General features: G+C 67.9%; 15 protein-coding genes. 6 read left to right on the top strand and 9 right to left on the bottom strand.

What is annotated here, in order from left to right; all coding sequences use genetic code 11:
• Window position 1: 1 nt before the first annotated feature.
• From K340_RS31730 to K340_RS0119780, 4 genes are all read right to left on the bottom strand, one after another.
• Entirely contained in the window at window positions 2-370 is a 369-nt protein-coding gene (locus tag K340_RS31730; protein WP_051266952.1) for a PRC-barrel domain-containing protein, read from the bottom strand.
• Window positions 371-444: 74 nt separating this feature from the next.
• Window positions 445-651: a hypothetical protein gene (locus K340_RS0119790; RefSeq protein WP_037365820.1), complete on the bottom strand. Its 207-nt coding sequence runs from the start codon at window positions 649-651 to the stop codon at window positions 445-447.
• Window positions 652-817: 166 nt separating this feature from the next.
• Window positions 818-1,066, bottom strand: coding sequence for a hypothetical protein (locus K340_RS31725; RefSeq protein WP_037365818.1), 249 nt, complete (start codon window positions 1,064-1,066; stop codon window positions 818-820).
• 127 nt (window positions 1,067-1,193) lie between these two features.
• Window positions 1,194-3,782, bottom strand: a complete 2,589-nt coding sequence (locus K340_RS0119780) for a LuxR C-terminal-related transcriptional regulator (protein ID WP_245599651.1) — start codon at window positions 3,780-3,782, stop codon at window positions 1,194-1,196.
• Between the two features lie 452 nt (window positions 3,783-4,234).
• Between K340_RS0119780 and K340_RS0119775 the strand changes: the two genes are divergently transcribed.
• The 4 genes from K340_RS0119775 (at window position 4,235) to K340_RS0119760 (ending at window position 7,390) form a co-directional block, all read left to right on the top strand.
• Window positions 4,235-5,914, top strand: a complete 1,680-nt coding sequence (locus K340_RS0119775; protein ID WP_029137978.1) for a SulP family inorganic anion transporter — start codon at window positions 4,235-4,237, stop codon at window positions 5,912-5,914.
• Between the two features lie 129 nt (window positions 5,915-6,043).
• Complete coding sequence (locus K340_RS31720; protein WP_211229554.1) at window positions 6,044-6,526, top strand: DUF7144 family membrane protein; 483 nt, start codon at window positions 6,044-6,046, stop codon at window positions 6,524-6,526.
• Between the two features lie 27 nt (window positions 6,527-6,553).
• On the top strand, window positions 6,554-6,979 hold the full coding sequence (locus tag K340_RS0119765) for a DUF6325 family protein (RefSeq protein WP_029137977.1): 426 nt from the start codon (window positions 6,554-6,556) through the stop codon (window positions 6,977-6,979).
• A 66-nt stretch (window positions 6,980-7,045) separates the two neighbouring features.
• Window positions 7,046-7,390 carry an SHOCT domain-containing protein gene (locus K340_RS0119760; RefSeq protein WP_029137976.1) on the top strand — a complete coding sequence of 115 codons (345 nt, stop codon included), beginning with the start codon at window positions 7,046-7,048 and terminating at the stop codon, window positions 7,388-7,390.
• A gap of 79 nt (window positions 7,391-7,469) precedes the next feature.
• Here the strand turns inward: K340_RS0119760 and K340_RS37130 are convergent, their stop codons facing one another.
• The gene (locus K340_RS37130) at window positions 7,470-7,658 is read right to left on the bottom strand and encodes a hypothetical protein (protein WP_154674369.1); all 189 of its coding nucleotides are present in this window, start codon (window positions 7,656-7,658) and stop codon (window positions 7,470-7,472) included.
• 189 nt (window positions 7,659-7,847) lie between these two features.
• Between K340_RS37130 and K340_RS0119745 the strand changes: the two genes are divergently transcribed.
• Window positions 7,848-8,750 carry a formylglycine-generating enzyme family protein gene (locus tag K340_RS0119745; protein WP_245599650.1) on the top strand — a complete coding sequence of 301 codons (903 nt, stop codon included), beginning with the start codon at window positions 7,848-7,850 and terminating at the stop codon, window positions 8,748-8,750.
• Window positions 8,751-8,809: 59 nt separating this feature from the next.
• On the opposite strand, the gene K340_RS0119740 is transcribed toward K340_RS0119745, so the two are convergent.
• Both K340_RS0119740 and K340_RS31715 read right to left on the bottom strand, forming a co-directional pair.
• Entirely contained in the window at window positions 8,810-16,339 is a 7,530-nt protein-coding gene (locus K340_RS0119740; protein ID WP_154674368.1) for a DUF5979 domain-containing protein, read from the bottom strand.
• Between the two features lie 56 nt (window positions 16,340-16,395).
• Entirely contained in the window at window positions 16,396-17,154 is a 759-nt protein-coding gene (locus K340_RS31715) for a hypothetical protein (RefSeq protein ID WP_051266950.1), read from the bottom strand.
• Window positions 17,155-17,463: 309 nt separating this feature from the next.
• Here K340_RS31715 and K340_RS0119730 point away from each other — a divergent pair, with 309 nt between their 5' ends.
• Entirely contained in the window at window positions 17,464-17,868 is a 405-nt protein-coding gene (locus tag K340_RS0119730; RefSeq protein WP_037365816.1) for a DUF7144 family membrane protein, read from the top strand.
• Here K340_RS0119730 and K340_RS31710 read toward each other — a convergent pair.
• Complete coding sequence (locus tag K340_RS31710; protein WP_051266948.1) at window positions 17,844-19,511, bottom strand: SulP family inorganic anion transporter; 1,668 nt, start codon at window positions 19,509-19,511, stop codon at window positions 17,844-17,846. The two genes, K340_RS0119730 and K340_RS31710, sit on opposite strands and share 25 nt — an antisense overlap.
• Window positions 19,512-19,593: 82 nt before the next feature.
• Complete coding sequence (locus K340_RS0119720; RefSeq protein ID WP_029137971.1) at window positions 19,594-21,945, bottom strand: arylsulfatase; 2,352 nt, start codon at window positions 21,943-21,945, stop codon at window positions 19,594-19,596.
• Window positions 21,946-22,009 lie beyond the last annotated feature (64 nt).

The raw sequence follows: 22,009 nt of genomic DNA, 5'->3' as shown, positions 1-22,009 counted from the left end.
ACTACTCGGTCGCGCCCGGGTGAGCGTTCAGCGTCCCCGGCGCGGCGGCCAGACCGTAGTACAGGTAAGGGTTCTCGTTGCCGTGCAGTCCGTCGGCGTGGTGGCCGCCGGCGGCGTCGGCGAATCGAGGTGCGCCGGCGATCAGGGCCTTGGTGTACGGCACCCGGACCTCGGTCTCGGTGATCTGCGCGCCGGCCAGCGGAACGAACCGCTGCGGCCCGTCGAAGATGCTGGCGCCGATGGTGACCCAGGCCGGGTCTTGCGTCTCGCTGTCCAGGAAGACCTGATCGATCCCGCCGAGGTCTTCGCCGTCGGCATCGATGACGTGCGCATCCTGCAAGGCGAAGATCTGTTCTGCCGACATGGCCATGGTCCGCTCCCCTGATTGGTGACGTCATAGTAGAACGCGATCGGTACTGGTGAGCTCGCCGCAGCGGCGTGGAATCAGTCGAGCCGGCGCACCTCGAGCAGGATGATCGCCAGGGACTGGATCTGGTGCAGGACCCCGAACAGTCCGGCCTGATCGAGGCTCCCGCGCAGCAGCGTGACCTCGGACTCCGGGTCCGGCACGATTTCCAGGTCGGCGAATGCCGTCCGCGCCGCAGATCCGAGTTGCCCGGCGACGGTGATGCCGTACTTCCGCTTGACCATCAGCAGTCTCCTTCCGCGGGCCGGACCGTCGGCGACGTCCGGACCGACCCGGCCGCGAGGGGAAGGTCACCCAAGGGGAAGGTGCCGCATCGTTCGAAGGTCCCGGCGATTGTGCCACCGTGGCACCGGTGCACGACACCGGCCCCCGGGCTCTGCGATCGTAGGCTCACTCGGGTGGACGGCCGAGCGGGGGCTCCGGGTCGCCGGCCGGCTCGGTCCGGCGGACATCGACCAGTTGCATCCCGAGAGCGCGGATCTGTTCGATCACGGCGTGCAGTTCGGCCTGGCTGAGGTCGCCGGACAGGACGGTGGCGGTCGGCTCGACTTCGATCGCCAGGTCGGCGAACGCGGCTCGCGCAGCCGGGCCGACCGCGCCGCTGACCCGGACTTCGTAGCTGGCGGATGGGGCAGACACGGCGCCTCCTACTCTGGGATGCGCTCCATGGTCGTCGCTGCGGTGGGGTGTCGGCCTCATCCGTTGTGGGTGGCGCGCTCCGAACTGCGAGTGGTGCTGGACCGGAACTCGTCGTTCGGCAACGACCTCAGATCAACTGCAGCTCGTGGGCGCGGTCGATCGCTTCGCGCCGCTTCGCCGCGCCGAGTTTGCGATACACCGCCGCGAGGTGGGTCTTGACCGTATTGATCGACACGAACAGTTCGTCGGCGATCTCGGCGATCGTCATGGTGGTGGTCAACCAGCGCAGTACGGACAGCTCTCGCTCGGTCAGCTGCTCGAAGAGCTCCGCAGGTCCGGTCGGATCGACGGACCGCTGACGAACCAGCCCCGGGCGAGTGGTCGTCGCCGCTCTCGCCTCCGGCGGCGGACCGGGCCAGCGAGCGGCGAGCACCGCGTGGCGGCCGAGCAGCGCCCCGAGTCGTGGTCCCGCCTCGATGAACGGCATCACCAGACCATCAACCGTACCGAGATCGATGGCTCGGCTGACCGCTTCGGCGGCGGCCGCCTCTTCGCCGCGGGACTCGGCAACGATCGCCCCGAGCAGCACCGCGTCGAGCAACACGGGCAGCGGCGCCGCCGGCGCCGACGAACTGACCACCCGCCGGATCCGCTTCTCGGCGCGGTCGAACTCGCCGAGCTCCAGATCGGCCCGGGCGTGCGCCAACTCGGGAAGATGTGGCACGTTCAGCTCCATCGTCGCGAGCGACTTGATCGCCGTTGCCGGTCGGCCGAGCGCCACCACGATCTCCGACAGCAATATCTGCCGGACCCCCGGCAGGTTGAACCCGTTGGCCATGCTGGCGAGCGAATCGCTCGACAGCAGGTCCTGTGCTTGTTGGTACTGCCCGGCCAACGTCAGCGCCTTGGCTTCCAGCAGACCGGCGCAGTATCGCAGGGTGTGGTCATGGCTGGTGTCGAGCTCGAGGTTCGTCCGGCGCATCGCGCCCCGGTAGGCGTCCAGATCGCCGCGCAACAGGGCAAGGTGGGCATAGCCGAGGTGCAGTGGGGCGACCGAACCGCCACGTATCCCGGGGGAGGATCGAAGGAACGACATTCCCTGCTCGGCCGCCTGCCGGGCGACATCGGTCTTGCCCTGGGTCGCCGCGAGCATCGTCAGCATGCCAAGGCCGCCGATGGCGATCGCCGGCGCCCCACAGCCGACGGCCGTCTCGACCGATGCCCGCAGCGCCGGCTCGGCGGCGCTGATCGACCCACTCCAATAACGGGCGGCGCCGACCACGCCCTTCGCCGTCGCGATCAGCAGCGGTCGGTCACCGGCACTTTCGAGCCGGGTGGCCGCTTCCTCGACAGCCTCGAGGTCGCCATCGCGATACGCCAGCATCAATTCGGCGAGACCGACGAATGCCGCGGCCGTGGCGTCGTCGGCCCAGCCGCTCCGTTCGTCCTCGACGCCGGGCTCGTCCGGCGAGTCCGGCCTCGCGCGCAACTGTCCGAGGAGGGACCGAGCCCGCGCCGTCATCCCGGCGAGACCGGCTACCGCTGCCCGGATCGCGGAGGTGCGGAATGCCGTCAGGGAGGTGAGATCGGGCGATGCCGCGTCGACGAGCCGGTCGATGCCCTCGAGAGGCTGTCGGCCGTTCCGCAGAAAGGCAACCTCGAGACCACCACGCTGCAGCATGTCAAGGGCGTGGGACCAGTCGCCGGCGTTCAAGGCGTGCCGCAGGCCGTCCATCAGCCGGCCGTGCTCGTCGTACCAATGCGCGGCACGGCGATGGAGTCGGACCTGCATCTCCGGAGAGTCGTTGGCGCGCAGATGCTTGAGAAGTTCCAGCAGCAGCGGATGGTATCGATACCACACGCCTTCCCGATCGGTGGTGACGAACGAGTTCGTCTGCGCCAGTCGTTGCAGGACCTGGTCTCCGTCGCTTCCACCGGTGATGGCGTTGACCAACGAACCGCAGATCTCGTCGGCAATGCTGGTGCGGATCAGGGCGTGTCGGGTCTCTACCGTCTGGCTGGCGAGCACTTCCAGGGTGAGATATTCGCCGATGCTGCCCTGATCGAGGGCGAACTCGGTGATGAACGCGGCCGGATCGTCCCGGCCTTCCATCCGCAGGACGGAGAGTTTGAGTCCCGCCGCCCAGCCTTCCGTTCGCGTTGCCAGCGTCGCCTGTTGCTGCGTCGACAAATCGACGCCGTGCGCGGAGAGCAGACGGCCGATCTCAGGTGCGTCCATCGCGACGTCGCGAGCGCGCAATTCGGCCAGCTGCCCGGCGACCCTGACCCGATGAATGGGTAGTAATGGATCGCGACGTACCGCCATTACCATTCGCAGATTCGGCAGTGGATTGAGGATCAGCGAACTGATGGTTTCGAGAACCTCGATTGACGAAATGAAATGAAAGTTGTCGAGCACCAGAACCAACGGGCTCGGTCGGCCCTCGAGGTGGCGGCTGAGAACCTCAATGGCCAGCGCGCCGGATGACATCAGCGGATCAGCGGGAGTGTGGTGATCGCCGGCAACGTCGGTCAGTTCGGTTGCCAGCCCTGCTCGGGACATCGCCGCGCGGAACAGCCCCCAGAACGCCTCTTCGTGATCGTCGCCCGGGTCCAACGACAACCACACGACCGGATCCTCACGGTGTTCCGCCCATTCACTGAGCAGGACCGTCTTTCCCCAGCCCGGACCAGCCGCGATCAAGGTGAGTGGCATCTCCACCGCCCGATCCAGCGCCGCGATCAACCGGGGGCGTGGGACGTGCCTGGGCGGAACAGGCGGTGGCGTCGCCCGCCGGCCTAAGGAGGTTGCACCCATCTGTCCTCCCCGGGTCGAGATCGCTGTCCACAGGCGGAGAGGGTCCGCTGGCGCGAGAATACCCGTTCACCGGGCAGCCGGATATCGGGCAGCTGCCGAAGCCCGCAGATCTTCACCACTGAAACCCTAAGTGCCAAAGGTCGGGTGCGCATCTCAGGCCGCCGCCGGCGGAATCGTGTGAGCGAACGGGTGTGGATGAGCCCGATCGCCGGCCGCCGGTAACACATGGTGGTACCACGTCGTGGGTGTTCGGTAGCGAGATGTGCGGAACTCGTCCGAACAAGTTTGACGGGTCAGGTTCACCCTCGACGAGGGATCCGATCGACAAGGATCTGCGATGAGCTGGATCGATGCGATGGCGAGGGTGGCTGCCCAGACGGGACACGGTGCTGAAGGATCTGTTGGCCGGTCTTCCCGGTGCGATCAGCAGCGTTCCGGACGGGATGGCCTCCGGACTGCTGGCCGGGGTCAGTCCGGTCAACGGGTTGTACGCGAGCGCCGCAGGGCCGATTGCCGGCGGGCTGACCTCGAGCACCCAATTGATGGTCGTCGCCACCACCGGCGCGGCAGCGCTGGCCACCGGTTCGGCACTGGGCAGCGTCGCACCGGGCGATCGGCCGGGCGCCCTGGTGCTGATCTCACTGTTCGCCGGAATCGCCATGATCGCTGCCGCGGTCCTGCGGCTCGGTCGATACACCCGGTTCGTCTCGCATTCGGTGATGACGGGCTTCCTGACCGGCGTCGCGGCCAACATCGTCTTCGGCCAGATCCCGGATCTGACGGGAAGTTCGGCGTCCGGCGGCTTCGCACTCGCCAAGGCGCTTTCGGTGCTCGGTCACCCCACCCACATCGACCTGCCGAGTCTGCTCACCGGGGTGGCGGCCGGGGCGCTGGTCGTGCTGCTCGCCCGCACCCGGCTGGCCGCCTATGGCGCCTTGTTGGCGGTCGCGGTGCCGACCGCAGTCGTCGCCATGGTGAAGGCGGATTCCGTTGCGAGAGTACAGGATTCCGGCGCGATCCCGCGCGGCTTCCCGCTGCCCGCCCTCCCCGACTTCTCGCAGTTCTCCTTCAGCCTGGTCGGTGGGGCGTTGGCAGTTGCCGCCATCGTGTTGGTCCAGGGCGCCGGTGTCGCCGAGGTAGCGCCCAATCCGGACGGGTCAAGGAGTTCGACGGACCGGAACTTTCTCAGCCAGGGCGTTGCGAACGTCGCGTCGAGTCTGGTGAAGGGACAGCCGGTCGGCGGATCGTTGGGCCAAACCGCATTGAACGTCACCAGTGGCGCGCGCACTCGCTGGGCCGCCGTCTTCTCCGGGCTCTGGATGCTGGTGATCCTGATTGCCCTGTCCGGCCTCGTCGGCATCGTCGCCCAGCCGACTCTTGCCGCCCTGCTCATCGTTGCGGCCATCGGCTCGATCAGCCCGGCTCGGGTGATCACCATTTTCCGGACCGGGGCGACGTCGCAGGTCGCCATGGTGTCGACCTTCATCGCGACCCTGCTGCTGCCGGTCGCCACGGCAGTGGGGTTCGGCGTCGCGCTGTCGTTGTTGCTCCAACTCAACCGGGAGGCACTCGACCTGCGCATCGTCAGACTCGTCCCCACCGATGCGGGCTGGCGCGTCCGGGAACCGCCGAAGTCGCTCGGCGACCGGGAGGTGGTCGCTCTGGATGTGTACGGGAGCCTGCTGTACGCCGGGTCCCGCACCTTGCAGACCAAGCTGCCCGACCCCGCAGGTTCCCACCGGACCGCGGTCATCATCCGGCTGCGGGGCCGCACCGAGCTGGGCGCGACGTTCTTCCTGGTCATCGACCAGTACGCCGGCCAACTGCAGGAAGCCGGCGGGCGACTGTTTCTCAGCGGGGTCGACCCGGAGTTGCGGGCCCAGCACCGCCGCAACCGTGGACCCGAGGACCGCGATCGGATCACCGTGTCCGTCAGCACGGACCTGGTCGGCGAGTCCACCGACGCGGCCTTCGCCCAGGCTCGCCGCTGGGTCGACGCCGATCAGGACGGCGGAAACGTTCACCCGTGATGGGTGAGTCCCGGATCGCGATCGCGCCGCTACCTTCAGAGCGGTAGGACGTGCCTCACGATCGACCACGAGTGCTCCGGTCCGCGGGACTCACCGGGCAACGCGAGCAGAAATGCGAGGAAACGACCGATGACGCAATCGAATCCGTCGCCGGGAGTCGGCGACGCACCGCCCGAGCAGGGGTCGCCTCCGACCCAGCGACGGGTCGCGGTGGAGCCGGAGCTCGGTGCCGGGAAACGGGCAGTGATCATCGGGGTGACGGCGGTCGGTGCCATCTTCCTGCTGCTCGCCGGAGTGCTGCAGTTCCTGCAGGGATTGGCCGCCCTGATCAAGGGCGACTTCTTTGTCGTCGCACGGAATTTCACCTACACGTTCAACGTCACCACCTGGGGCTGGATCCATTTCGTCATCGGGGTGCTGATGGTGATCACCGGATTCGCCCTGGTCATCGGAGCCATGTGGGCCAGGGTCGTAGGGATCGGACTGGCCCTGTTCAGCGCGATGGCGAACTTCATGTTCCTGCCGTACTACCCGGCCTGGGCGATCATCATCATCATTCTGGATGTGGCACTGATCTGGGCGCTGGCCAACTACGACCGCGCCATCGACTGAATCAACGAGTAGCAGAAGGAGCTGAATATGCAGCGAGGACCGGTCGACTTCCTGGTGGCCGAATTTCGAGAGGGATCGTTTCACGGAGGCATCGCCACTGCCATCGCCAGGCTGGTGGAGCAGAACATCGTTCACATCATCGATCTGGTGTTCATCTCGAAGGACGCCGACGGGAATGTCGATACGATCGAGATCGACGCGCTGGACGACGAGGCCGCCGGGTTCTACGCCGGCCTGGACGGCGAGTTCGGCGGGCTGCTCAGCGACAGCGATCTGGAGGCTGTCGCGGTCGAATTGGCCCCGGGTTCGGCTGCGGGCCTGATCGTCTACGAGAATGTCTGGGCGCGGGAGTTCCTCGCCGCTCTGGGTGAGGCAGGCGGCAACGTCATCAGTCAGGCGCGCATCCCGGCCGAGGATGTCGAAAGTGCGTTCGCGGGCCTGGAAGATGCCTGACCGCGCCGAGTTTTCGTCCATGCACCGCAACGGCGTGCAACTTTCGTACAACAGTGAGGAGGCATCATGATTGGCCGACCTATGATGCGGGCCGGACGGCCCGGACTGCTCGGAACGGTCGCACGGACCGCCGTGATCGCCGGGACGGCGACCGCCGTATCCGGTGGCATGACGCGACATGCACAACAACGGGCCCAGGAGCAACAGCAGGCCGAGGCCTACCAGCAGGAGCAGCTCGCCGCGCAGCAGGCGCCACCGGTCTATGCCCAGCCGGCGCCACCGCCGCCGGCGGCCGGCGCAGCCTCCGAGGATTTGATCGCACAGCTGCGCGAACTCGGCGAACTACGTAGCTCCGGGGTGCTGACCGAAGAGGAATTCGCGGCGCAGAAGGCCAAGCTGCTCAACGGCTGACCCGATTCACCGCAGACGGCCGCCTTCCCCGGTGTTCTCGGGGAGGCGGTCCTCTCGTACCGAATCCTCTCGTACCGAATCAGAGCATTCCCACCAGGACCAGCGAAATGTCGATCGCCACGATCAGCAGTAACACCACGGCGATGGCGACGACGGCCGGATGGGCGCGCATGGTCGCACTGGACGGGTTGCCCACCGCGCTGTTCACTGCGGAGCAGCGCATCCGCACTCGATCGTGGTCGTGGGACTCGTACATGTACATGGACATGTTGCGCTCCTCGATCGGGCGAGAACGGGCATCGGCGAACGTCGGTCCCGGCTCACCGTGGCTGGTGCATCCGACCATATTTCCGGCGGCCGGCGGCGGGCTCACCCGTCTTGGGTGATCGTTGCTACCAGGCGGTTATCGCCGGACAGCACCGGGTCTCGGCGATCCTGGGTCACGTACGATTCAGACGTGCCGAACACTGACGATTCGAAGAACATGGTGTCGATTCCGGCCGGCAGCTTCCTGATGGGTAGCGACGATCACTACCCGGAGGAGCGCCCGGCGCACCTGGAGCAGGTCGCCGGATTCCGGATGGATCAGCACCCGGTCACCAATGCCGAATTCCGCCGGTTCGTCAAGGACACCGGTTATCGCACGATCGCCGAGACGCCGCCGACCGCCGAGGAATTCCCGGACGCCACGCCCGATCAGCTGGTGGCCGGCTCACTGGTGTTCCGTCAGACCGAGGGGCCGGTGCCGTTGAACGACTGGCGCCAGTGGTGGCACTGGACAACGGGCGCCCACTGGCGCGCCCCGTTGGGCCCGGGTAGCACGCTCGACGGCCTGGACCGGCATCCCGTGGTGCACATCGCTTTCGAGGACGCGCTGGCTTACGCGCACTGGGCAGGCAAGGAGCTTCCCACCGAGGTGGAGTGGGAGTACGCCGCCAGGGCAGGGCGCCCGCCGACCATGTATGCCTGGGGCGACGAGGTGGAGCCGCACGGGCGGGTGATGGCGAACACCTGGCGTGGGGAGTTCCCGTGGCAGAACCTCGAACCGCCGGGCCGGGACCGCACCTCTGCGGTCGGACGCTACCGGGCGAACGACTGGGGGCTGGTGGACCTGATCGGCAATGTCTGGGAGTGGACGACATCGGGCTGGACCGACAGCCATGCCGAGGCCGGCGCCGAGCAGCATTCCTGTTGTGCTCCAGAGCGACCCCTGCAGGAGAGCGACCGCAAGGTGATGAAGGGCGGCTCGCACGTGTGTGCCGAGTCGTACTGCCTGCGGTACCGGCCGCCGGCCCGGCAGGGCCAGTCGGTCCGCAGCAGCACCAGCCACCTCGGCTTCCGGTGCATCAAGCGGGACTGACCACTCCACCATCAGCAGTCAACCGCTCTCAACCGCGGCACCACTCAGCCGCGCCGGACTCAACCGCGCCGGCGCCTGCGGGAGCCGAGTACCAGCACCAGCCCGGCGGCCAGTAGCGCCAGGCCGATCGCCAACATGTTCCCGGCCGGCACGCCGGTGTTCGGCAATGCGCTCGACGGTGGGGTGGTCGGCGGCGTCGTGGGCGGGACGGTCGGCGGCGTCGTCGGCGGGGTGGTGGGCGGGGTGTCGAAGGTGTTCGTCGCGGTGATGGTGAGGACCGGGACGTCGCCACCCGCTGGATCGACTCCGGCGATCACCGCGGTGGCGGGCGAATCATGGTCCAGCACAGCGGAATCCGCTCCACCGGTGTCCGGCTCGGCACCGTAACACCTGGTGCCGGCCAGGATCAGCAGATCATCGCCGGACGCGGTGGTCACCGGGACCGTCTGCCCGCCCTTGACCTTCACGGGACCGGAGAACACCTCGGCGGTGTCGCCGGCGACTTCGAGCTCGCAGGTGACGACGACGGTGAAGACGTCATCGGTGTGCGCCGCGGCGGCATCGCCGGCCAGCACCTTGGTCACCTGCAATTTGGTGGCGGAGAACGGGTTGACGAAGCCCGCCACCACGACCTGGGCGGCGCCAGCGGCATCCGCGTCCGGGATGGTGACCACCACCGGCGGCGGGGTGCTGTCCGCGCCGCCGGAGTCGGACTCGGTGACCGTGCACACCGCGCCGACCGGAAGACCGGTGATCGGATCGGAATGCAGGGTGAGCTCGTCGGCGGTCCGCTTCAGCTGGACGGTGTCGGTGAACGCCGCGTCGTCACCGTCGAAGGCGCAGGAGACGGTGAAGGTGAACGGGCCGGCCGGCAGGGCGGCCCCCGGTCCGTCGAGCTGTTTGACGATCTGCAGGCCGCCGGAGCGGTACTCGTTGGTGATGGTGACGGTGTTCGGGCCGTCACCGCTGATCGGGACGTCGCCGGAGCCGTCGGAATCGCCGGAAGGCGCAGGGTCGTAGGTGATCTCGGTCGCCTGGCCGGTCGCCGTCTCGGTCGCAGAACAGGTGGCGCCGGCGAGCGTGTCGACCACCGTCGGGGTCCCCGGCACCACGGTCACCGTGGTCGGGAAGCCGGGCAGCACCGCCCCGTCCGCGGAGCAGGTCACCTCGACGTCGAACTCGTCGGCGGCGTAATCGGCGGCCTCGCCGGTCACCACCTTGTCGATCGACAGCTGGGCCGGGTCGAACGAGTTGGTGACCGTGACGGTGGCCGTTGTCGGCGAACCGGCTCCCCGGATCAGCACCGGCCGGTTCGGCGAGATGGTCACCACGCTGGCACCGGCGTCATCCGGCTCGGTGATGGTGCACAGCGATCCGGCGGCGATGTCGGTGACCGTCTTCTCCAGCGGCTGGTCTCCGCCGAGCACGATGTCGTCGTCCCAGTCCGTCCGGACGCCGGTCGGATCCCGCAGCACACAGGTCATGTGCACGGTGAAGGGCCCGGCGCCGTAGCTGTCGGCCGCGTCGCCGGTGACGTCCTTGATGAGGTGGATCGGCCCGGCGTGGTACGTGTTCGTGACGACGGCGGTGTTGGTGGTCGCGCCGTCGGCATCCGGCGCCAGCTCGATCGGCGGGGCTGTCGTGCCGTCGGTGGACACCGGGTCGTCGTCACCGACGGTGGTGACGATCGTGGTGGTCACCGCACCCTTGTCGTCCGGTTCGGTGATCGTGCATGCGGCACCCGCCGGCAGGCCGGAGAAGGTCACCGTGTCGCCGTCCTCGAGCTCGGCGGTCATCGGATCGTCCGGCCCGTAGCCCTCGGCGTAGACCGGATCGCCCAGGAAGGTGCAGTCGACCTCGACGCCGAACGGGCCGTAATGGATCGGGTTCCCGTCCTGGTCCACCGCCGCCGAGTCCACTGCCTTGGTGATCGACAGTGATGCCAGGTCGTAGGTGTTGGTGAGTGTCGCGGTCTCGACGTCGGTGATCTCCTGTTGCACCGTCGCCTCGGTCTGGGCGGGCGGAGTCGAGCTGGTCTGGCCGTTGTCCCCATCGGTCAGCCTGCAGGTGGCGTGGTAGGGCAGGTCGTAGACGGTGACCGGTTCGTCGGCGGTCAACGTCAGATTCTTGACGTCATCGGGCAGCGGGACCACTTGGCCGGCGGACGTGCAGGACAGGGTCACCGCGAAGGTGTCCGGGGCGAACGCCGCCCCGTCACCGTCGACGTGTTTGACCACCCGCAGCGGGCCGTTGGCCAGTGCGACGCCGACCCGCGGCGGCTCGGTGGTCAGGGTGTAGCCGGTGGTGTCGCCGGTGACCCAGCGAGCGGAGGTGCCCACCGAGTTGAACGCCATCGTGTCGATGTCGGCCGCCGCGTCCGTGTTCGGCGCGTCGGCCGGTGAGAACGGCGGCGCGACCATGTCGACCTCGACGTCGACCGTTGCGGCCGGCGCCAGCGTGGTCTCCGGCAGGATCTCGAACTGCAGGCCGGTAACGGTATCCGCATCCACCGGCAGCGTCGCCCCGGCCGGCCACTCCTGCCAGTTCAGCGCCGGGCACAGCAGTGCCCCGTCGGCGGCCGTGGGTCCGTCGCACCAGTCGGCTGCCGGCGCGGTGGTGTAGTACACGTTGAGCTGGCCGGCGCCGGGGGTGGTGACGGTGGGCCGATCGCCGGACAGCAACGGCCGCCACTGACTGCCGCGAGGCAGGGCCGGCGAGGTGGCGACCGCGTCGCCTGGGGCGGGCAGCCGGTCGATGCCAAGGATGCGGTCCAGCGGCCGGTTACCGGTGTTCTGGAAGTCCAGTCGCCAGGTGACATCGCCGCCGGGTTCGGCGACCGGCACACAGGGCCGCAGGTAAAAGCCGTCCGCGTCGGCCTGGCAGGTCGGATCGCCGGTCACTCCGGGGTCGACCAGGACGCCGAGCTGGTCCGATCCCTGCGCCTTGACGGCCTTGTGCACGCTGACCGCACCGGCCGAGATCACCGTGTTGGTGGCGGTCGTGGTGCACTCACCGGTGTCCGGGTCCAGCGTCCCGTCGCAGGCGTCCCAGGGCCGGTCGCCGGTCACCCCGAACTCATTGGTGAACTCGGTATCGGCCGGCAGGCCGGGCCGGGTCTGCATCCGAAAGGTGATGGTGTAGGTCGCACCGACCGGCAGCGTGCTGCCGTCCGGGAAGGTGAAGGCCAGCTCGGTCGGCGAATCTGCCGGGGTCTGGGTCACGGTGACGTCCGCCGGGTCGGTGGGCATTCCGGTGCCGCCGGCGATCGCGTAGGTGAAGTTCGGATCGTCGGCGAGCTGCACCTGCGCTCCCTGCGCGTCGGTGGGCAGCCGATCGGTGATCACCGGGTTGGTGATGTCGATGTCCCCGTTGTTGGTGACGGTCAACGTGTAGGTGAACGGGCTGCCCGGCGGCACCGTGTCGCCGTCCGGCGCCTTGGTCACCGCGACCGAGTTGTTGGCGTGGTGGTAGGTGATCGTCGCCGGGGCGTCGTCGCTGGCGGTCAGCGGATCGCCCGCCGCATCGACGTCGGAGCTGGTGACGTCGGCGGTGACGACGTTGGTGGTCACCCCGGGGGCGGTCTCGCCGGGGGCCGGCGGGTTCGCTGCCAGATCCGGCAGCACCGGTCCGCCGGTGTGCAGGATGTCGCGGCGCTGGACGACAAAAGTGGCCAGCTGCTTCGGGTTCGCGGGGTTCTCCCAGTTACTGCCGTCGGCCTTGGTGAAGGTGTACCGCAGACGTTGAACCTGGTCGGCGGTCACCCCGGCGGGCAGCTCTGCGGTGGTGCCAACGGTGCCGAGTTGCCACGACCCACCGGTCAGCACCGGTTGGCCGTTGACGACGGACCAGCTGCCGCCGGTCCACGCATCTACCTGCACCCGATCGATCGGGTTGACGAACGAGATCGGGTTGAGCGAGACCAGATCGTAGGCGTTCCAGAAGGTTTCGGCGTCGTCGGTGAGAACCATCTTGACCGTGCGGGACGGACCGGAGGGCTGCCCGGACAACGTCACAGTCGAGGGGCCATGGGACGGTTCGGTCAGGGTGGCCGGGTCGAAGGACTTTCCGGCCTCGACGTCGATGCCCTGGGCGACCAGGTCGATGTCGGCGGTCCGGTCGGCGGTGACGCTCTCCGGCGTGACGCCCGGGTAGCCGACCAGATCGGATGCCGTCACCGAGGTGGTGTTGGTGACGGTCTGCCCGTCGGCCGGCGGGGTGCCGGTGGACCGGGATGCGGTGCGGAGTCTGGTGTCGAACGCGACCGTGGCGGTCGGCACCGTGTCAGCCGTCGCGGCAGTGATCCGGCCGGTGTAGGTGACCTCGATGTGCGTGACGTCGACCAGCTGCGCCTCGGTCAGCGCCAGCGCTTCGTCCCTGGTGTAGTCGCTCTGGCCGCCCGGGCCCGGGGTCAGCGTGATCGTCACGTTGTCGGCGCCGATGTCGGCGGCCGGGGTGATCGTGGTGAAGCCCACCAGGTTGAAGGCGTCGAAGGGGTCGGTGCCCCTGGTCGCGTCCGCGATGGTCAGCTGGTCGATCTTCGCCGGTGTGGTGTTGGAGCCGGTCAGTGTGACCCTGGCGGTCGGATACTGGTCCTGCGGGACGCCGGCTTCCGGGATGCCCAGTGGCCCGCCGGTCCACGTCTTGCTGGCGTCGACGGTGACCGGGACGTGCAGCAGGTTGATGACGTCGGCGTCGGTCGCGGTCAGGCTGGGGGTGGTGCTGTTCACTTCCGGGTACGCGGTCGCTCTGACCGTGTTGTTGATCTCGCCCGAGTTGTCCGTGTTGTAGACCCGGTCGGCGGTCACCGGAACGTCCTCGTTGCTGCGGAGCTCGTCCCGCAATTGGAAGACCGGGTGGATGTGCCGGTTGTTGCCCTGCGAGGAGGCGACGCCGGAGCCGATCGACGGGGCGGTCGGGGTGCCGAGTCGTTCGCTGCGGGTCGGGCTCTCGATGTAGGACAACCGGAAGCCGATGGTGACGGCACGCTGGTCGCTCGAGAGGGTGTAGCCGGGGAAGGTTCCGTCGCAGGCGTCTGGACACGGGTCGTTCGCCGGCTCGACCCAGCTGCCCGCTGCCGGGTCGGTGCTGCCGGCCGGCAGCTGATACAGCTCGACCTTGGTGATCTGGTCGTAGGTGAGCAGCGGATCGAGTTCCGGGGTGATCGGGTCGATGCGCACCAGGTCCCAGGTGTCGAACACCGAGTCGGGCAGCGCCGTGGTGTCCGGATCCTGGGTGTCGTTGATCTCGGCGCGCTGCACGCCGGTGAAGCCGTTGGTCGACCAGGACAGGGTGGCTCCGACAACGGCCTCTGACCGGGCGTTGACCAGGTCCTGGTCCCAGGCCTTGTCGATCGGGTCGACGTTGCCGAGGTCAGGCGGCGTGAGCGTGACGCTGGCACACCGTTGCAGGGAGGTGCCGTCGACGTCGCCGACCGACGCCGACGATTGAACGCAGTTGGTCATGATGCCGTCGGTGCCGCCCGCGTCGTCCTCGAGGGCGTACGACAGGTTGGGCTGCACCGCGGTGCCGGGCGGGAAGCCGCCCGAGCAGTTGCCACCGGCCGGGTCAGCGGTGTAGACGAACCGGATGCCGATGGCTGCCGCGGAGATGTCTTCCGGAATGACGCCGTTGAAGATGCCCGGCGGAATGTCGACCATCCCCGGGATGTCCGTCCAGGTGGTGCCGTCCTCCGTGTACTGCACCGTCAGGGTCGAACACCCGGGTACGGGTGTGGCAGTCACGGCTTGCGGGTCGAAGGAGTCGTACCACTGGTTGGGGTCGGGGATGCTGGCCGGGTCCTGCACGATGATCGTCGTCGCGTCAACGGTCGACGCCGGAAACGGCCGGATCCTGGCGCCGAGTTGGGCCGTGACGATCTCGCCGGGTTGCGAAGGGACGGCCGCGGGAGTGATCTTCTTGCTGGTGTCGACGAACAGCCGGTCGCCGAGTGAGGTGATCGAGTCGGTGGCGTCGGCCTGGGCGTCGACGCCGTTCGCGGTGCCGGTCACGTCGACCGTGTTGTCCCGGGTCACCGACTGCACCGCCTGGTCGGACGCCGTGGTCACCTGGAACGGAATGGTGGCCTGGGCACCCGGATTGATCGGTCCGTCGAAGGTCGCGGTGAACCCGGTCGGGGTGCACCCGGCCGGCGGCCCCGGCAGGGTGTTCGGCGCGGTCGCGTCCTGTTCGGTCCCAGGGCATCCGGGTCCGGTGTAGGTGACATGTGCGCCGGTGGCGCCGTCGGGCCACACCACGTCGGCGCCCTCGGCGTCGCTGCCGATGCCGTCGAAGGTCAGCCCGCCGTCGGCGAACGGGTTGGTGGTACCGGCTTTCGGCTCGGTGATCGTCATCGACTCCAGCGGCACCTCGGAATTGTTGGTGCCGGTGACGGTGACCACGCTGGAATCGCCGGCGTGCACGGTGTCCGGGTCGAAGGACTTGCCGGCGGCCAGGTCGAGCGCGGTCGGCGGGATCCGGTACGTGTCGCTTGCGGGATCGGAGGTTGCGGAGTCCGTGCCCTGGGTGACGGTGGTGTTGGCATCGTTGGCGATGGTGATCGGATCGGTGAGCTCGGTGACGTTCTCCCGCTGCTCGAGGTCGATACCGACGTCGGCGGTGGCGCCCGGCACGATGCCGTTGTCGTCGGTGCTGGTGAAGGTCCAGCGCAGCCCGGTGATGTCGGCCGGGTCCGTCGGTGGATTCGGCGGCAATGCCGCCGGCGGGCCGACTGGCCCGTCGACCCATTGGCCGTTGACGTAGGCGGAGACCTGCACCGTCTCCGCGCCCTCGGGCATGGTGACCTCGCCCAGCCCGGTGACGCCGAGATACTGGAACGGGCTGGGTGTCGCGGTCGGGTCGACCGGGTCCTGGATCACCATCGTGTCGACCGGCACGTTGGAATTGTTCTGGCCGGTGAGCGCAACGCTCAGTGGGGTGCCGGGCACGGCGGGGGCGCCGGTCGGGGTGATCTCTTTGGTGGTCTTGGCTGCGAACGTCGACGGGATCGTCGGGGTCACCGTTGCGCTGTCGGCCTTCTGATCGGCGTTGTCGGCTGTGATGGTGGCCGTGTTCTCCAGCGGCTGGCCGCTCTCCGACACAGGGATGTCCTCGTCGACCACCACCGGGATGGTCAGCACGATGACATTGCCTGGTGCCAAACCGATATCACCGTTGCCGAGGTCGTCGTTGAACGTCACCGTCACCGGCGGCCCGTTGTCGATCGTCGGATTGCTCGTCGGTCCGGCGATGGTCGGCGTGCCGTTGAGGCTGATGTAGTCCGGCAGCGGGTCGACCAGCACCGCGTTGACGCACCCGTTGACGGTGCCGGCCGTGCACTGGAACTGGATGGTGTAGTTGAACGTCTGGCCGGGTTCGACGTCCGTGGCATCGGCGCTCTTCTGGATGGACATCGATGCGGTCGGCGCAGCCGAGGCAGCGGGCGCGGCCAGCATCGCCAACGACAGCCCGATGACGGTGGCCATGGCGAGGCTGAGCCAGCTGCGCAGCGCGCGGCGGGCCCGTCGCCGCTGCACCATCCGGCGCACTGGGCGACCCGGCTGCGCTGCGGGCACGTCATCCGCCTCGATCATGTCGAACTCCTCCACGTTCGATGCCTGGTCAGCATCTGATCCGGTCGACCGACCGATCAGACGAGTTTGGGAAAGGTGAGCAGCAGGGCGGCGCACACCACGAAGCCGGCTACCCCCAGCCCGAGCAGGACCCACTGCGCCCCAGGGTGTTTGAGCCGTCCGGACATCGCCGCGAAGAACAGCACGGCGGCGAAACCGATGGTGAGGACCGTGTAGTTGTCGCCGCGTTGGTTGTCGACCAAGGCGGTGAGGAACTTACTGTCCGCCCGCGCATCGGCTTCCTTCGCCGCGGCTACCTCCGGGATGGCGAATTCGGCCAGGTCGAACGGGGTGGCCGCGGCGTCCGGGTTCTTCAACGGCTGCGACGCCAGCCAGACCGGGAACGCGGTGTGCAGCGGTTCGGGAAAGCGATCGCTCAGGAAATCGCTCAGTGCCTTGTCGCCGCTCTGATAAGCCTGCAGCCACTGGGTGAAAAGCTGCACCTGGATGGTCAGTGCGCGATCTGCCGCGGCGTCGTATCGGGACGCCTCGATCCGGGCGCTGGACGCCTGGGAGAAGGAGATCGACATCGCCCCGCCCCACTTGCTGGCCTGGAAACCGGTCCACGCGGTGAGCACGGCGGTCACCGACAGGAGCACGACGGTGACCAGCTCCCGCCAGTCCTTCGGTTCCTTGTCGTTCGGTTCCTTGTCGTTCGGTTCCTTGTCGTTCGGGTCGCCGCCGTTCGGGTCGCCGCCGTTCGGGTCGCCGCGCGATGGTCCGGCAGCGGTGACCGAGAAACCGCCGGCCAGTCGGCCCGGTTCTGCCTCGTCCACTCGCTGCATCCTTCCCAAGGGCCGTTTGCTTCCACCTGTCCGCTCGAGTGGTTCAGCTGCGTCCTCCCGGGTGAACGGTGCTCTCTCTCGTGGCCCGAAGCGGCGAGCGGAGCGACATGTCCGTGTGACGCTAGGGCCCGCCGTCGGCGTTCGGGGTCACCCACTGCGGGTGATCATAGGACCGCAGCAGTGACGCCGCAGGGTGGACGATCACCCGAGGTGGGTGACCTGGACGGCACTTTTCAGACCTATCGTTCGCGTCAGCGGATAACAGTGCCACCTGGCATCTAGCCCACTTGGAGGACCGTGATGAGTACGAACCTGAGCCCGGCCAAGCGAGGCTGGTCGGTCGGGCTGACCGCGATGGCCGGCTTCTTCCTGCTGATGGCCGGCGGATTCCAGTTGCTCCAGGGCCTGGCAGCGCTGATCCACGGCGACTTCTTCGTGGTCGTGCAGAACAACACCTACAGCCTGAACGTGACCGGCTGGGGCTGGATCCACCTGATCATCGGCATTATCGGCATCATCACCGGGTTCGCGCTGCTGGCCGGTCAGACGTGGGCGCGAGTGGTGGGCATCGTCCTGGCGGTCCTGTCGGCCATCGCGAACTTCATGTTCCTGCCGTACTACCCCGTCTGGTCGATTCTGATCATCGTGCTGGACATCGCGGTGATCTGGGCTCTGACGGTCTACGAGCGCGACTCGGAGTTCTGATCCCGGTCCGACGGCGGGGTTCCGGCCAGCGCAGCTTCCGTGGTGTCGAAGACCCGGTTGTTCTCGACCAGCCCCTGATACCAGCCGGTGCGCGACGCCATCGCCACCGCCTCCGGCGCTACGGACGCCAGCCGCAGCTGAACGCCCAGTGCGGTCAGCTCGCGGTCCAGGTCTTCCAAGGCGTCGAGCACGGTGACGGACAACTGCCGCACCTGGCTCACCTCCAGGACCACTGCTTTCAGCGGCTGGTTCTGCTCGACCTGCGCAATGATCGCCCGCTCGGATTCCTGCACGTTCGCCGTGTAGAGGGCCCCGCCGACGACAACCGTCAGAGCCTCCGCGGTCCGCGGTCCCATCGTCACCCGCACCCGGTTCAGCTCGTGCAGCACCAGGCCGAAGGTGATCAGCACACCTGCGGCGACGGCGGCCAGCAACCCGGCGGTCAGGCCGACCGCGGCCGTGACCAGCGCGGTCCAGAAGTCGCGCGCGCTGATCCGCTTGAGGCGGGCCAATGCGCGCACGTCGATCAACCCGACGACGGCAACGAAAACCATCGAGGCGAGCGTCGCCTGCGGCAGCAGACTCAGCACGGGCGCCAGGAACAGCGCCACGATCACCGCGAGTGCCACCGTCACCAGCGATGAGACCTGCGATCGGGCACCCGCCCCCTGGTTCACCGCGCTCTGCGAGAACCCACCGGCGGCCGGCATGGTCTGGAAGAACGAGCCGGCCACGTTCGCGGCGGCGGTGGCGAACAGCTCCTGATTGCTGTCGATCTGCGTCTCGCCGGGCTTGCGGATGCCGCGGGCGACCGCGGCCGACTCCAGGAACGCCATCACCGCGATCGCCAGCGCACCCGGCACCAGGCCGGCGAGGTGGGTGAAATCGGGCAGCTTCGGAACCGGGAAACCAAAAGGAATCGGCGCGATCTTCTGCACGCCGTGATCGGTCAGCGAGGTGAACGCCACCAGCAGGATGCCGGCGACCACCACCACCAACGGTCCCGGCACCTTCGGCAGGTAGGCCTTGACGCCGAACAGCACAGCGACCGACCCGACCGACAGGCAGATGGTCGCCAGATTGCCCTCTGGGATGGCCTCGACGACCGCGGCGATCGACCGGATGAAACCCTTTCCGGTGGGGTCACTCGTCTCGCCGAGCAGTTTGGGCAGCTGGCCGACCGCCACCGTGCCGCCGACGCCGACCTGGACGCCGATGATGGTGGACTTGTTGATCACCTCGACGATCGAACCGAGTCGCAACAGCCGGCCCAGCAACAGGATGACGCCGACCAGCAGGGTGAGCGCCATCAAGGACCCGACGGCGTCCTCGGCCCCGGCCGCGACACCGGCCGAGACCAACGTGGTCGCGCTGAGCGTCGCAATGGTCGAGGTGGTGGAGACGCTCATCGCCCGGGATCCGCCGAGCATCGCGTACACGATCATCGGCACCATGCAGGTGTACAACCCGATCTGGACCGGCATGTTTGCGATGGTCGCGTAGGCCATCGCCTGTGGCACCACAACGGCGCCGGCGGACAGCCCGGCAATCACGTCGCCGGTCAGCCAGCCGCGTTGATATCCCGACAGGGTTGGCAACAGCCACCGGTGGGTCGACGGCGCGGCCGGAACAGGTGCATTCATCCAGCCGCTCCGGGCGGGGGGCTTGCTCGACGATCCCGCCGACCGCTGGTCCGCCCGCAGGATGTGACGTGGTTGTCCATGGTTATTGCTTGAGCATGGCGACGCTCATCAGGTGCTCCGGTTCGATCAGGTGCGAGTGATCGTCGTCGCCGAGATCGATGCGGACCAGGCCGATCGTGCCGGTGAACGCGTTGCCGGTCGCCTGGTAGTCGCTGGACACCGGGGATGCCAGATCCATGCCCACATCAACGGTCTCGTCGAAGGTGAACTGGAACGGCAGCGTGCGCTCGACCCTGCCCTCGCCGATCGCGGCATCGCCGGCGAACAGCGAGACGGTCCCGCCCTTGCCGAGACCACCGCCGTCGTAGGCGAAATGCACCCGCACCTCCTGATCGCCGGCCGGGACCGGGCCGTTCGACCGGACGATGTCGGTCCGGATACCCAGCAGGTTGTACGCGTAGGCCAGCTTCCCGTCGACCAGGTAGACCGACCAGCCGCCGTAGGCCCCGCCCTGCGCGATGAGCACGCCGCCGGCGCCCGACTCGGGAACGGTCACCTTCGCCGTCACGGTGTACGACTTGTTCTTGATGTTGATCGAGGTGTTCTCCGACAGCCGACGCATGCCCGGGTAGAAGGTCTGGCTGGTTCCGGTGACCAGTTCGGGACGGCCGGCAAGTTCCGGATTCAGTCGTTCGGCCGAGCGAATGTCCAGCGGCAGTACGTTGAACCGCGCGGCCTGGATCAGGAACAGCTGCTGGAGATGGGCGAGTCGCTGCGGCTCTTCGGCGGACAGGTCGTTGGATTGCGTCCAGTCCCGCTCGACGTTGTAGAGCTCCCAGACGTCCTCGTCCAGGCCGTGACTGGAGGCCAGCCACGGGTCCTTGTGCTTGGCCACCGCGGTCCAGCCCTTGTGGTAGATCGCCCGATTGCCGAGCATCTCGAAGTACTGCGTCTCGTGCTGTTCGGCCGCGTCCCCGTCGTCGAACGAGTAGTTCATCGGCACCCCCTCGTAGGGACGCTGGGTGACGCCGTTCACCGTCGACGGCTCGGGGATGCCCGCGGCCTGCAGCACGGTCGGGGCAACGTCGATGACGTGCGCGAACTGGTGCCGGATCTCGCCGCGGGCGGCGATCCCGTTGGGCCAGCTCACGATGGTGCCGTTGCGGGTGCCGCCCCAGTGGCTGGCCACCTGCTTGGTCCACTGGTAAGGGGTGTCCATGGCGTGTGCCCAGCCGATGGCGTAGTGGTTGTACGACTTGGGCGTGCCGAGATCGTCCTTGTGGGCGATGACGTAGGCCTCGTCCTCGATGTCGTTCATGTGGTTGATGGTGAAGCCCTCGTTGGTCGTCCCGTGCATCGAACCCTCGGCGCTGGCACCGTTGTCGCCGATGATCACATAGACGAGCGTGTCGTCGAGTACCCCGAGTTCCTCCAGCGCATCGAGCAGCCGCCCGACGTGGTGGTCGGTGTAGGCCAGGAACCCGGCGTACACCTCCATCTGGCGGGCCAGCGCCGGCTTGAGTGCGTCGCTCATCTCGTCCCAGGCCGGGATCCCGGCGCTGCGTTCGGTGAGTGCGGCGTCGGCGGGGATGACGCCGGCCTCCTTTTGCCGCGCGAACGTTTCCTCGCGGAGGCGGTCCCAGCCCTGGTCGAACTGACCGGCGTACTGGTCGGCCCACTCCGTCGGAACGTGGTGCGGCGCATGGGTTGCGCCCGGGGCGAAGTAGGTGAAGAACGGCTTGTCCGGGGCCAGCGATTTCTGCTGCCGGGTCCAGTCGATCGCCTTGTCGGTCATATCGGCCATGAAGTGGTACCCCTGCTCGGGCGTTCCCCACGCCTCGACCGGTGAGGTGTTCTCGTAGATCGCCGGGTACCACTGGTTCGTCTCGCCGCCGATGAAGCCGTAGAAGTACTCGAAACCGCCACCGGGGTGCGGCCAGTGGTCGAACGGGCCGACGGCGCTGGCCTCCCACACCGGCACCTCATGACACTTGCCGAACTGGGCGGTGTTGTACCCGTTGAGCTTCAGTGTCTCGGCCAGCGGCGCACAATTGTTCGGCCGCAACGAGTTGTAACCGGGTGCCGACGTGGCGATCTCGGTGATGCCGCCCATTCCCACCGTGTGGTGATTGCGACCGGACAACAGTGCCGCACGGGTCGGCGAGCACAGCGCCGTGGTGTGGAACCGGGTGTACTTCAGACCCTGCGCGGCCACCCGCTCGAAGTTCGGCGTCTGGATCGGCCCGCCGAACGCGCTCGACGCGCCGAACCCGACGTCATCGACCAGGATGACGAGCACATTTGGGGCACCGTCCGGCGGCAGCAGTCGCTGGATCGGTGGATAGTGCGTGTCCGGGTCGGACGCGTCATACGTCACCGTTCCGGTATAGGCGAGATCGGGGATCGGCAGGATGGAACGCTGGACGTCGGCCATGATCTGTGGTCCTCTCGGTGCTGCGGATCGATGTGCGTCGCTTGCAGATCAGTCGCAGGTCGGC

Source organism: Nakamurella lactea DSM 19367 (genome assembly GCF_000426645.1).
GTDB classification, from domain to species: Bacteria; Actinomycetota; Actinomycetes; order Mycobacteriales; family Nakamurellaceae; genus Nakamurella; species Nakamurella lactea.
This window is presented reverse-complemented; position numbering and strand designations above follow the sequence as displayed.